Raw genomic sequence first — 12,971 nt, forward strand, 5'->3', positions numbered from 1 at the left:
ACGCGCTACTCGGCCGCCGCGCGGATGCCGGACGGCGTGTCGGGAAAGGCGCAAACAACCGTGGTGCCCTTATCCCTGCCGGTCTCGATGCGGACGCTGCCGCCATGCAGTTCGACAAAGCTCTTGACGATCGACAGGCCGAGCCCGGCGCCACGGCGGCGGCCGCCATTGGTGCGCGGCTCGAAGCGCCGGAACACTGAGTCAAGCAGGTCCGGCGGCATGCCGGGGCCGTCATCGTGAACGGAAAATTCCACGCCGTCGGCAAGTTGGCGGCAGGCGAGCGTTATGGTGCTCGCCTCCGGCGCGTAATTGGCGGCATTGCTGAGCAGATTGTAGAGGATCTGGCGGACGCGGATCTCGTCGCCGTGGAAGGTTTTCGGCGCTGCCGCCGCGTCGATCCTAAGCTTGATCGCATGTTCCTCCAGCCGGTCGGCGACCAGTTCGGCGGCAGCCGTAATGGTTCGATCGATGTGAACTTCGGAAATGTCGAGTTCCATGATGCCGGCATCCACCGTCGCCAGGTCGAGGATGTCGTTGACGATGGTGAGCAGGACCGAGGAGGACGAGCCGACATGCCCGATATATTCGCGTTGCTTCTGGTTCAGCGGACCAGTCGACGCCAGTGAAAGAAGCTCGGTAAAGCCGATGATGTTGGTGAGTGGCGAGCGCAGCTCATAGGAGACGTGCTGCACGAATTCGTTCTTGATCTGGTCGGACTTTTGCAGCGCCTCATTCTTGTCCTTCAGCGCCCGCTCGACATTGACGCTGTCGGTAACGTCGACGAAGGTCATCATCACCTGGCCGTTGGGCAAAGGGATGACGGCGTAGCGCAAAACGGTGCCGTTGTTCAATTCGGTTTGGCCGTGGCGGTCGCGGCGCTCGTCGTCGAAGCCGGTGATGGCGGCAACGAACCCGCCCCACGGACTGTCGACGGCACGGCGGTCGCAAAGGTCGCGGATCGTCGAGACATGGACGTTGGGTTTTGAGGCATCGGCATCCAGCCCCCACAATGCCGCGAACGCCGGGTTCGACAATCTCAGCCTGCCGTCGGGGCCGAACACAGCGACGCCTTCGGCGAGGTTGTCGAGCGTCTCGCCCTGGACCCGGACGGCGGTCTGGTAGCGGCTTTCAAGGTCCATCTTCTCGGTCAGGTTCTCGAACACCCAGGTGACGCCGCCCTTGGGCTGCGGATTGGCGACGACGCGAATGGTCTTGCCGTCCGGCAGATGCCACCAATGCTCCTGCGATTCAACCGCGCGGTAAGCGCCGAGCAGGCTCTCTTTCCAGCGCCGCCATTCGGGCTGCTCGGCGATCTTGCCTTCGCTGCGCAGGCGGTCGAGCAGTAAGGCGTTGTCCGGCGCGCTGTGCAGGAAGCCGCTGTCGAGGCCCCATAGTTTCTGGAACGCCTGATTGAAAAACCGCAATTTCTCGTCGGTGTCGAAAATCGCCACGGCGGTGTTGAGCTGATCGAGCGTGTCGGCGTGGCTCTGCATGGTCCGCTCATATTCGGCGCGAATGGCCTCGATAGCGCTGATGTCGCAGGCAAGACCAGCCGAACCATCCGCTCCGGCAAAATCGGTCACGGCAAACATACGGCGGTCGCCTTCGATGACCGTGGAGAGCGTCTGTTCAAAGACCGCGCGCGACTTGTGCTGCGCAGCGATCGTGTCGCGCGCCTGGCCGCCGAGGAATTCCTTGCCATCGCGGACCGCCGCTTCGGCATTCTCGGCCTCGACCGCTTCGGCATAGGCGCGGTTGACCCATTTCAGCCGCCCGTCGACAGTACGCAGCCATGACGGCATCTTGAGCGCATCCAGAAGACCGATCAGCGTCTCATGGTCGGCGGCTAAGCGCTGGTTCTCGATCTTCAGCCTGGCCTGGCTTCGCTGTGTCTCCGAAAGCGAGACGAAGCGAACCAGCACATGCGCCGCACTCTTGCGGCCGTGAACCTCGAGCGGCTGGCCGGCCTGCGATTCGATGACAAGATCGAACGGCTTTGCCTTGTCCCGCAGTGCCGCGACGGCATGTTCGAGTGCGGCCGCCGAACGCGGCATCAGCCAGCGGCCGAAAGCCAGGAAGGCCGCCCGGTCCTCCGGCGCGCCGCTCTCGATCGGCAATGTCCCGACAAGCTCGGGCTTCTTGTTCTCGGCCGCCCATACCACCACGCGCTGATCGCGGGAATGGAGCAGCGCCTCCGAGCGCTGCAGCGCGGCATTGACGTCGGCGATACGGGTCCTGAGCTCGGCATTTTCCGCCGCGGTGCGCGCCCGTTCGCGGATCAGAAAGATGGCCGACAGCAATGCCGCCCCCATGACGCCGACGAACATCGCGAGTTGCATGACCTCGACCGTGCTGACCGACAGCCCGGCCTTTTGCGCCACGCGGGTTTGGGCATGTGCAGTAAAGCCAAGCAGCGGACCAACCAGCGCGGAAGAAGCAAGCAGCACCCCGACACGGCTGCCGGCGCGCCATAGAAGGCTGCCGCCTCTGGCAGCGGAGCCCGTGATCGAATCGTTATGGCCGCCGGAAACGGCCTGTCCCGCGCAAGGCGGGTTATCCCCCGGCATGTCTTGGTCCTCTTCGCCGCCTGAATGCAAGACCGCCCTGATGCGTGCGCCCGGGCCTCGTCCCCGGACCGCGAATCAGCACCATAGCGCTTGCGCGAATCGGCGTGAAGAATCAATCAGCGCAAAAATAAAGCCGGGCGAAAAGTCAATCGCCCGGCTTCAATATCTAGTGGCAAGTTTCGCCGTGGTTAATAGCGGTAGTGTTCCGGCTTGAACGGTCCCTGCGGAGTGACGCCGATATAGGCGGCCTGTTCGCCGGACAGTTCGGTCAGGCGGGCACCGAGCTTGTCGAGATGCAGGCGCGCGACCTTTTCGTCGAGATGCTTCGGCAGGACATAGACCTGGTTCTCGTACTGGCCGGGCTTGGTGTACAGCTCGATCTGGGCCAACACCTGGTTGGTGAAGGACGCCGACATGACGAAGCTCGGGTGGCCGGTTGCGTTGCCGAGGTTGAGCAGGCGGCCTTCCGACAAAAGGATCATCCGCTTGCCGTCCGGGAAGGTGATCATATCCACCTGAGGCTTGATGTTGGTCCATTTCAGGTTGCGCAGCGAGGCCACCTGGATCTCGTTGTCGAAGTGACCGATGTTGCCGACGATCACCATGTCCTTCATCAGGCGCATGTGGTCGAGGGTAACGACGTCCTTGTTGCCGGTGGTGGTGATGACGATGTCGGCCGTCGGCGCTGCGTCTTCGAGCGTGACCACCTCGAAACCGTCCATCGCCGCCTGCAGCGCGCAGATCGGATCGACCTCGGTGACCTTGACGCGGGCGCCGGCGCCCTTGAGCGAAGCCGACGAGCCTTTGCCGACGTCGCCATAGCCGCAGACAACCGCGACCTTGCCGGCCATCATCGTGTCGGTGCCGCGGCGAATGCCGTCGACAAGCGATTCCTTGCAGCCATATTTGTTGTCGAATTTCGACTTGGTGACGGAATCATTGACGTTGATCGCCGGGAACGGCAGCAGGCCTTTTTTCTGCAACTGATAGAGCCGGTTGACACCGGTCGTCGTTTCTTCGGTGACGCCGCGGATCGCTTCCTTCTGTTTGGTGAAGAAGCCGGGCGATGCCTGCATGCGCTTCTTGATCTGGGCAAACAGGATCTCTTCCTCTTCGCTGCCCGGATTGGACAGCACATCCTCGCCGGCCTCGGCGCGGGCGCCGATCAGGATGTACATGGTGGCATCGCCACCGTCGTCGAGGATCATGTTGGAGGTGCCGCCATCGGCCCACTGGAAGATCTTGTCGGTGTAGACCCAATAATCCTCCAGCGTCTCGCCCTTGACGGCAAACACCGGAATTCCGGCCTCGGCAATGGCCGCGGCAGCGTGGTCCTGGGTCGAAAAGATATTGCAGGAAGCCCAGCGGATATCGGCGCCGAGCGCCTTAAGCGTTTCGATCAGCACCGCCGTCTGGATGGTCATGTGCAGCGAGCCGGTGATGCGCGCGCCCTTGAGCGGCTTCTTGTCGCCGAATTCTTCGCGGCAGGCCATCAGGCCCGGCATTTCGGTTTCGGCGATCTCGATCTCCTTGCGGCCCCAGCCGGCAAGCGCGATGTCTGCGACCACATAGTCCTTGCTACCCGTCATGGCAGTGCTCCGATGCGAATTGATTGCGGGACGCGCCCGCCCCGAAAGCGTGTCGGAGGGCGCGAGGTGCCGGCCTGACTAGCAGATCGGGAGTCGGACGACAATGGGATATAAAGAAATCTTTATCCGTGCATGTCTTCAGAAGCGATCAGCACGTCAGCATTCCTCGCCAAAACGGGAAGCAACCAGTTGCTCCAGCGCATCGATGACCTCTTCGGCCTCCGGGCCGGTGGCGGTGACGCGGATCGAATAACCGGGGCTCGCCGCCAGCATCATCAGGCCCATGATCGAGGTGCCGCCGACCTTGACGCCGTCCTTCTCGACCTGGACCGTGGCGTTGAAGCCGCTGGCGATTTGAACGAACTTGGCCGAGGCGCGTGCGTGCAGGCCGCGCTGGTTGACGATCGGAAAGTCGCGAACGATCTTGTGCTTTTCCGGCAACAGCGCGCTCATTTGCTGCTCAGGAGTTGACTGGCGACATTGATGTATTTACGGCCGGCAGCCTGCGCCTCATCCAGCGCGGCCGTCATGTTGTCGCCCTTGCGAACGCTGGACAGCTTGATCAGCATCGGCAGGTTCATGCCGGCAATGACCTCGATACGCCCGGATTCCATCACGGAAATGGCGAGGTTAGAGGGCGTGCCGCCGAACATGTCGGTCAAAACGATGACGCCTGATCCCGTATCGACGAGGCCGACTGCCTCGATAATGTCGCGGCGGCGCTGTTCCATATCGTCGTCGGCACCGATCGCCACGGTCTCGAAATTGTCTTGTGGCCCAACGACATGTTCCACGGCATTGCGGAACTCGGCGGCCAGTTGACCGTGCGTTACAAGCACGAGTCCGATCATTCTTTGGTGGCTCCCGTCATCGCCGCTTCACAGGCGCATTTTATGCTCGCCGACCGTTCCAGGTGGCGGGAGCGCTATCTTGTCGACGCAAGGCCCGTTGACAAGCCCAAAATTGCGCCGGCCCAAGCCAATTTGACGCATTGCAGCAAAAAATCGAAATCGGATCACAGGAAAGGCGCAATCGACAGGCGCGACATCACTGCCGGCAAGGCCGCCGCTACATTGCGCCCGGCAAGATCGATGCGCGGCACTGGTACGCCGACAACGAGTTCGCTGCAGTCTTCCTGGAAGCGGGCCATTTTGCCGGCTGGCACCAGCCGGATAATGAGGTCGATCACACAGCTTGGCTCGAACTGTATCGGTTTGGGGCCGAATCCCGGCACCTCGACGAGGCCGGCTATGCTGGCTGGTGCGCGGCAGACCAGCCGCCCATCGCAATCTGCAGCATAGAGCTGGTCATCGCCGATCAGCCGGGAAAACAGCCCACGCTGGATGCAATGATCGATCAAGGCGAGCGCCAGCGTGGTCTTGCCCAAGCCGGACGGTCCGGTGATGAGAATGCCGCGATCACCTATCAGGATCGCGGTGCCGTGAATATTTTCAGGCTGCACAATAGGACCAGGCGTGATTGGAATTCATCCGTCAGCCTTCCGCCGGCAGCGTCACCACGAAGCGCGCGCCCTTGATCTCGCCAGGCTTGGTGCCCGGGATGTTCTCGGCGCTCAGCGTGCCGCCATGGGCTTCAACGATCTGCCTGGATATCGACAGGCCAAGGCCCGAGTTCTGACCGAACGCCTCGCCGGCCGGCCGATCGGTATAGAACCGCTCGAAAATGCGATCGATGTTATCGGCCCGGATACCGGGTCCATTGTCGTCGATGGTGACGATGTTGAACTTGCCGGCGCGCGCCAGCGATATGGTGATGTGGCCACGTTCCTCGGGAACGAACGAGCGGGCATTCTCGATCAGGTTGGTGATCACCTGGCCGATCCTCAGATCATGACCGACGACGAAGTAGCCTTTCACGCCCTGTGGCAGTTTGGCGACCTTGAATTCGATCTCGACCGCCTTTTTGTTGCGCGTGGCCTCGCGCGAGACGGCGACCAGATCGGTGATGAACTTCTTGAGGTCGACGGTTCCCGCATCTTCCCGCGCCAGCTCGGCATCGAGACGGGAGGCATCGGAAATATCGGTGATGAGACGGTCAAGCCGCCTCACATCGTGCTGAATGATATCCATCAGCCGGCTGCGCGAATTGTCGTTCCTGGCCAGCGGCAATGTCTCCACCGCGCTGCGCAGCGAGGTAAGCGGGTTCTTCAACTCGTGCGAGACATCCGCGGCAAAACTTTCGATCGCCTCGATGCGGGCGTAGAGCGCATTGGTCATGTCGCGCACGGCGATCGACAGATTGCCGATCTCGTCCTGGCGGTCGGAGAAGTCGGGGATTTCCTCGCGGTTCTTGACGCCGCGGCGAACCCTGACGGCCGCCGCGGAAAGCCGGCGCAGCGGGTTGGCGATGGTGGAGGCCAGCAGCATCGACAGGATGGCGGTAACCAGGGCGGCAATGCCGAACACGCGCAGGATCGCCTTGCGCTCGGCCGCGACGATCTTGTCGATGTCGCCGCCTTCGGTCGACAGCATCAGCACGCCGAGAACGGCACGGAAGCGCTGGATCGGTACCGCCACTGAAACGATCTGCTCGCCCTGCTCCGAGATCCGCACGATCGTCGACGGACTGCCGGTAAGCGCCTTGACCACTTCCGGAAACGCGGCGCCGTTGCCACCTGGCTGCTCGCGATAGACAGGCAGCTGCTTGTTGCGAAAGAAATCAAAGACGAATTTCTGGATGCGCTCCAGAAGGTCCGGCTGTTCCTCTTCGACCGGCGGCAGGTCGTAGCGAAGGATCTGGCCGCGCGAATAGAGATGGCGGGAATCGAGCAGCAGGTTGGCGTCGCGGTCGTAAATGCGGGCGCGCGTCCGCGTCGGCGAAATCAACCGCCTGAGCACCGGCGCCACGCGCTCCGGATTGATCGGGAAATCGAGGTTATCGAGCTGATCGGAGCCCGGGCCGAGGCTTTCGCCGGCCTGTAACTCGAGCAGCTTCTCTGGATCGATGCTGATCGAATCGGTCTCGACCGTCGCCGAGGCGGCGATCGCGCCGGCGATGATCTCGCCTTGAGTCATCAGGCTCTCGACACGGGCGTCGATCAGCCCGTCGCGAAACGTATTGAGATAGAGAATGCCGGTGACCAGGACGGCAAGGCCGGCAAGGTTGAGAAAGAGGATGCGCCGCGTCAGGCTGGAAAAGATGTGATGGCCGAGAAACCGGCGCATCGGCACCGTGATTTTCGACACGAAGGCGGGCAGAATCCGCGGCGGGCGCCTGGCGGCGCCCGACCGTCTCACTCGCTCTACTTGCACTGCCATCGAATAGCAGCTCCCGCTCGACTCAAGCTTCGCGGAACCGATATCCGACTCCGTAAAGGGTTTCGATCATTTCGAAGTCATCATCGACAGCCTTGAACTTCTTGCGCAGCCGCTTGATGTGACTGTCGATGGTGCGGTCATCGACATAGACCTGCTCATCATAAGCCGAATCCATCAGCGCATCACGGCTTTTTACGACCCCCGGACGCTGTGCCAGCGAATGCAGGATGAGGAACTCGGTGACGGTAAGCGTCACCGGCTCGCCCTTCCAGGTGCAGGTGTGGCGCTCCTGGTCCATGACAAGCTGGCCGCGCTCAAGCGACCGGGCCTGCTGGTTGGGCGCCTTGGCCGCCGCCTCGCGGGTGCTGGCGCGGCGCAGCACGGCGCGGACGCGCTCCACCAGAAGACGCTGCGAGAAGGGTTTGCGGATGAAGTCGTCGGCGCCCATCTTGAGGCCGAACAGTTCATCGATCTCATCGTCCTTGGAGGTCAGGAAGATCACCGGCAGGTCGGATTTCTGACGCATCCGGCGCAGCAACTCCATGCCGTCCATGCGCGGCATCTTGATGTCGAGGATGGCGAGGTTCGGCGGGCGCGCCGCCAGTCCCTCCAGCGCCGATGCCCCATCCGTGTAGGTTTCGACCCGATAACCCTCGGATTCGAGGGCGATCGAAACCGAAGTCAGAATGTTGCGATCGTCGTCGACAAGCGCGATTGTTGCCATTTCAAGCGGCTCCCTCATGAGCTGTCCCTTCTTTCGTCGAGAAGGGGCTTTTGCAGGACAAATTAGGTACAAAATGTGGCACAGGCTGTATCCGCTGTCACGCGCGGCATGTCGACGGCTACAATTGTACCTCGATATGGATTGGACGAATGAACATCGCCAATCCTTTGGGCAACCATCAGTGTTTTTGCACATATAAACGATTTAAACAACTTTCAAAATATTTAAATCGATTAATGATTTGATATCATTCGCCTTTTCTGGTTTTGACGTTTTTAGCTCCTGCAATGGGGGTTCCGGAATTCGCCGGTAAAGACGCGGTAAATCGAAGAAGGGACACCCATGTCGGAAGCCGGCAAACGCAATCCTGCATGTGCAATCGATCGCATCGGCCTGAGAACCACGGGCGTGGTGCGCTATAATTTCGGCGCGGCCGCGCTCTACGAGGAGGCAATCCGCCGTGGCGAGGCCCGACTCACCGCGCATGGCGCGCTTGCCGCCGAGACCGGGCAGCACACCGGCCGCTCGCCCAGGGACAAATTCGTGGTGCGCGACGAAAGCACCGCGCCGCATATATGGTGGGACAACAACAAAGCGATTTCGCCGATCCAGTTCGATACGCTGCTTGCCGATTTTCGCGCCCACGCGGCCGGAAAGGACCTTTATGTGCAGGACCTGGTCGGCGGCGCCGACGAGGAACTGAAGCTGCCGACCAGGGTGATCACGGAGCTTGCCTGGCACTCCTTGTTCATCCGCAATCTGCTCATCCGACCGGCCGCCGCCGAACTCGAGCATTTCATGCCCGATTTGACGATCATCGACCTGCCGTCGTTCCGCGCCGATCCCGCCCGCCACGGCACGCGCGGCGAAACGGTGATTGCCGTCGATCTTTCGCACATGATCGTGTTGATCGGCGGTACCTCGTATGCCGGCGAGATGAAGAAGTCGGTGTTCACCGTGCTCAACTATCTGCTGCCGGCAAAAGGTGTGATGCCGATGCACTGCTCGGCCAATGAAGGGCCCGTCGGCGACGCGGCCGTTTTCTTCGGCCTTTCCGGGACCGGCAAGACGACGTTGTCGGCCGACCCGTCGCGCACGCTGGTCGGCGACGACGAGCATGGCTGGGGACCGCACGGCATCTTCAATTTCGAGGGCGGCTGCTATGCCAAGACGATCAAGCTTTCGGCCGAAGCCGAGCCGGAGATCTTCGCCACCACCCAGCGCTTCGGCACGGTGCTGGAGAATGTGGCGCTCGACGCAGGCCGCGTGCCGGATTTCGACGATGGCGGGCTGACCGAAAACACACGCTGCGCCTATCCGCTCCACTTCATCCCCAACGCCAGCAAGACGGGGCGCGCCAGCCACCCGAAGAACATCATCATGCTGACCGCCGACGCATTCGGTGTGATGCCGCCGATCGCGCGGCTGACCCCGGCGCAGGCCATGTACCATTTCCTCTCCGGCTATACCGCCAAGGTGGCGGGGACCGAGAAGGGCGTTACGGAACCCGAAGCGACATTTTCGACATGCTTCGGCGCACCGTTCATGCCGCGGCATCCGTCGGAATACGGCAATCTGCTGCGCGAGCTCATCGCCCGCCACGGCGTCGATTGCTGGCTGGTCAACACCGGCTGGACCGGCGGCGCCTACGGCACCGGCAAGCGAATGCCGATCAAAGCAACGCGGGCGCTGCTTGCGGCGGCGCTCGACGGCTCGCTGAAAGCGGCCGACTTCCGCACCGACGCCAATTTCGGTTTCGACGTACCGGTGACGGTTGCCGGCGTCGACCGCGCCATTCTCGACCCTAGATCGACCTGGATCGACAAGCCCGCCTACGACCGGCAGGCGGCAAGGCTGGTCGGCATGTTCGTCGACAATTTCGAAAAATTCGAAGCCCATGTCGACGCCACGGTGCTCGGCGCCGCACCACGCATGCAGGTAGCGGCTGAATAGCCGTCGCCCCTGGTGATGCTTCAAGGCCCGGCTTCGATCGGGCCTTTTCTTTTTTCGCCTGCCGCGCCATGAGTGCGGCATGAACGCCGACGACAAGATCATCATTACCGACGATGCGGTGATTAATCCGGGCGACCTGCACGAGGACTTCATCCGTTCGTCCGGCCCGGGCGGCCAGAACGTCAACAAGGTGGCGACGGCAGTGCAATTGCGCTTCGATGCCGCCAATGCGGCTGGCCTGTCGGAGCGGGTGCGCGAACGGACCATCAAGCTTGCCGGCCAGCGCGCCACCAAGGACGGCGTCATCGTCATTGAAGCCGGACGCTTCCGCACCCAGGAGCAGAACCGGGCGGACGCCCGGGCGCGGCTGACGGCACTGGTCGCCAAGGCCGCCGAACCACCACCACCGCCGCGCAAGAAGACCAGGCCGTCCAAAGGCGCGGTCGAAAGACGGCTCAAGAGCAAGGCCGGGCGCGGCTCGATCAAGAAACTGCGCGGCCGGGTCGGGGATGAGTGACAGCCGAAGCGGCTTCGGATCTCAGATCGCCGGTTAAAGCGCGCAGCCACCGTCGGAGGCGGCTTTCGGGTCGCCGTTTTCATTTGACGGTGGCATTCTGATTACTCCAGACCAACGGATTAAGCGACGCGATGCTCGTACTGCCCAAAGGCGTCCGCCATATGCCCGGCTACCTGTCGCGCGCCATGCAGGAAGTGCTGGTGGAAGATATCAGGCAGGTCGTGCAGAACGCGCCGCTGTTCGTGCCGGCGATGCCGCGTACCGGCAAGGAGATGAGCGTGCGCATGACCAATTGCGGTCCGCTGGGCTGGGTCACCGACAAGGAGCACGGCTATCGCTACCAGCCGACCCACCCGGTGACCGGAAGGCCTTGGCCGCCGATCCCGGAGATGCTGCTCGAACTGTGGCGGGATGTATCTGCCTATGCGCACCCGCCGGAAGCCTGCCTGGTCAATTTCTATTCGCAGGATGCCAAGATGGGTCTTCACCAGGACCGCGACGAGAGCGATTTCTCCGCGCCTGTCGTCTCGGTGTCGCTCGGCGACGATTGCCTGTTCCGGGTCGGCCAGACGACGCGCGACGGCGCCACCAAATCGTTCAGGCTGAGGAGCGGCGACGTCGTCGTGCTTGGCGGCGAAGGGCGGCTCTGCTTTCACGGCGTCGACCGTATCTACCCGTCGACCTCGGCATTGCTCAGGAGTGGCGGCCGCATCAATCTGACGCTGCGACGGGTGACGATGCCGAAATAGGCTGTTCGGGTGGCCGGGGGCCCGGGCGGACATAATCGTCGCGCAGATAGATGCGCTCGGTCTCGTCCTCGATAAGAATGCGGTAGTGCGCCAGGATGGCGTCAAAGCCAAAACGCCCCATCAGTTGGCTTGTCCACATTGTGTTGTTTTTTTTGAAGACGACGATATCCGGGCGCAGACGCACGAACTCTTCGCGTTTGCTTTCGACGTAGCGCGCCATGATGGCTTGGTAACGCATGGCTTCGGCGGTGTCACCCGAGAGAGCTGCCTGCCGGGACAGGGAAAGTGCGAACGCTCCAAGCCAATCGCTGACGTGGGTCGAAACGAACTGCCCATCGATCATACGGTTCAACGGATGTCCCGAGGAAATATCCGAACTGACCAACGCTACGGTCGGCCGATCGGTGGCGGCGCGAATTGCTGCAACCAGTGCCGGTCCTGGTTTCTGGGTGCTCCAGTACGGCAAGAAAGCGATTGCCACCGCCGCCAATGCCCAAGCTCGCGAAGGAGCCGTCACGAACGTCAACAGCTTCGACGGCTGCTGCACGATCCTGGGCAGTGCCAGCAGGCAGAAAATGGCTGCCACAGCGCAAAAGATCGCGGGATAGGCATGATAAGACCAGCCTTTGGCTTGGTAGAACAGGGGAAACATGCCAGCGATCGATGCCGCCAACGCAACCGCCGCCAGCTCTGGAAACCGCCTGGCAGGCCACAGCCACCAGATCAGGAAGACAAGGAAACACCACGAGAAACCGTAGCCGATCACAATCGGCCAAAAGATCCCGATCTTTGCATAAACGTCCGCCAAGAGGGGATAGATGTCGCGCACGAATTCCGGATGGATCAGCGTGACCGTGCTGAGATAGACAACGCAGATGCCGCCAATGACCCAGTGTTCCAGGGCGAAGATCGATTTCAGACTGCGCCGGCGCACTGCAACGACCAGCGCCGGCGCCAACACCATGATCGCATAGTAGGGCTTGACCAGCAGCAGAATGCTGCCCGACAGGCCGGCGAGTACAGCGAGCCCGGGGTCTGGTTGGGCAGCTGCATCTCTGCGCGCGCGCCAGGCATGAAGCGCAAGCAGCGGCATGAAAAGTGCCATGCCGATATGCTCCCGCTCACTGAAAGCATTTCCGGGGAAGACCACCAACATTGCGCAAAACGCTGGCCCCAGTGCAAACAATGATGCAGTTTCGGTGAAACCCGCACGCTTGACGATCACGCCCGAGAGCGAAAGTCCGATAAACACGGCAAGGTATGTCCAGGCCTCAACCAGGATTTCCGGGGCGGTGCCCAGCAATCTGGCCGCAGCCACTGGCGGCAGATAGAGCCAGACGCTGAATGGGGGATTGGTCTCGTAGATTTGCGAGTAAAGCCGCTCACCGGACAGCATACGCTCGCAGACCGTGATCAGCCAGCTGGTGTCGGGAACAGTCCCCCAACGTCGCTGCCAGAAGATCGAGAAGACGGTGACTGCGGCAATGGCCAGGACATTGCGGCTAGGAAGCAGCGACGCCGCAATATCCCGGTCGCGCCAGCGGCTCAAGCCGCCAATGTCGTTCGAGACGCTCATGCTGTTGCACCGAGGCTC

The 12,971-nt window shown here is 62.0% G+C and carries 11 protein-coding genes; 3 read left to right on the top strand and 8 right to left on the bottom strand.

Annotation, left to right across the window (positions count from 1 at the left end; genetic code table 11):
* Positions 1-5: 5 nt before the first annotated feature.
* From NKJ91_RS05930 to NKJ91_RS05960, 7 genes are all read right to left on the bottom strand, one after another.
* On the bottom strand, positions 6-2,567 hold the full coding sequence (locus NKJ91_RS05930; protein WP_352454805.1) for a sensor histidine kinase: 2,562 nt from the start codon (positions 2,565-2,567) through the stop codon (positions 6-8).
* Between the two features lie 188 nt (positions 2,568-2,755).
* Complete coding sequence (ahcY, locus tag NKJ91_RS05935; protein WP_023677552.1) at positions 2,756-4,156, bottom strand: adenosylhomocysteinase; 1,401 nt, start codon at positions 4,154-4,156, stop codon at positions 2,756-2,758.
* A gap of 156 nt (positions 4,157-4,312) precedes the next feature.
* Entirely contained in the window at positions 4,313-4,609 is a 297-nt protein-coding gene (locus NKJ91_RS05940) for an HPr family phosphocarrier protein (protein ID WP_352454806.1), read from the bottom strand.
* The gene (locus NKJ91_RS05945; protein WP_352454807.1) at positions 4,606-5,007 is read right to left on the bottom strand and encodes a PTS sugar transporter subunit IIA; all 402 of its coding nucleotides are present in this window, start codon (positions 5,005-5,007) and stop codon (positions 4,606-4,608) included. Before NKJ91_RS05945 ends, NKJ91_RS05940 begins: the two co-directional genes overlap by 4 nt.
* Positions 5,008-5,171: 164 nt before the next feature.
* Positions 5,172-5,618 carry an HPr kinase/phosphorylase gene (locus tag NKJ91_RS05950; RefSeq protein ID WP_352454808.1) on the bottom strand — a complete coding sequence of 149 codons (447 nt, stop codon included), beginning with the start codon at positions 5,616-5,618 and terminating at the stop codon, positions 5,172-5,174.
* A gap of 31 nt (positions 5,619-5,649) precedes the next feature.
* Entirely contained in the window at positions 5,650-7,434 is a 1,785-nt protein-coding gene (locus tag NKJ91_RS05955) for a sensor histidine kinase (RefSeq protein ID WP_023677548.1), read from the bottom strand.
* Between the two features lie 22 nt (positions 7,435-7,456).
* Positions 7,457-8,158, bottom strand: a complete 702-nt coding sequence (locus tag NKJ91_RS05960; protein WP_023677547.1) for a response regulator transcription factor — start codon at positions 8,156-8,158, stop codon at positions 7,457-7,459.
* 342 nt (positions 8,159-8,500) lie between these two features.
* Between NKJ91_RS05960 and NKJ91_RS05965 the strand changes: the two genes are divergently transcribed.
* From NKJ91_RS05965 to NKJ91_RS05975, 3 genes are all read left to right on the top strand, one after another.
* A complete protein-coding gene (locus NKJ91_RS05965; protein ID WP_352451655.1) occupies positions 8,501-10,111 on the top strand; it encodes a phosphoenolpyruvate carboxykinase in 1,611 nt (536 codons plus the stop codon).
* Positions 10,112-10,190: 79 nt separating this feature from the next.
* On the top strand, positions 10,191-10,628 hold the full coding sequence (gene arfB, locus NKJ91_RS05970) for an alternative ribosome rescue aminoacyl-tRNA hydrolase ArfB (protein ID WP_023677545.1): 438 nt from the start codon (positions 10,191-10,193) through the stop codon (positions 10,626-10,628).
* 131 nt (positions 10,629-10,759) lie between these two features.
* The gene (locus NKJ91_RS05975) at positions 10,760-11,377 is read left to right on the top strand and encodes an alpha-ketoglutarate-dependent dioxygenase AlkB family protein (RefSeq protein ID WP_352454809.1); all 618 of its coding nucleotides are present in this window, start codon (positions 10,760-10,762) and stop codon (positions 11,375-11,377) included.
* On the opposite strand, the gene NKJ91_RS05980 is transcribed toward NKJ91_RS05975, so the two are convergent.
* Positions 11,340-12,953 carry a hypothetical protein gene (locus tag NKJ91_RS05980; RefSeq protein WP_352454810.1) on the bottom strand — a complete coding sequence of 538 codons (1,614 nt, stop codon included), beginning with the start codon at positions 12,951-12,953 and terminating at the stop codon, positions 11,340-11,342. The two genes, NKJ91_RS05975 and NKJ91_RS05980, sit on opposite strands and share 38 nt — an antisense overlap.
* Between the last annotated feature and the right edge of the window lie 18 nt (positions 12,954-12,971).

This window comes from Mesorhizobium sp. M0040, from assembly GCF_040323505.1.
Taxonomy (GTDB): domain Bacteria; phylum Pseudomonadota; class Alphaproteobacteria; order Rhizobiales; family Rhizobiaceae; genus Mesorhizobium.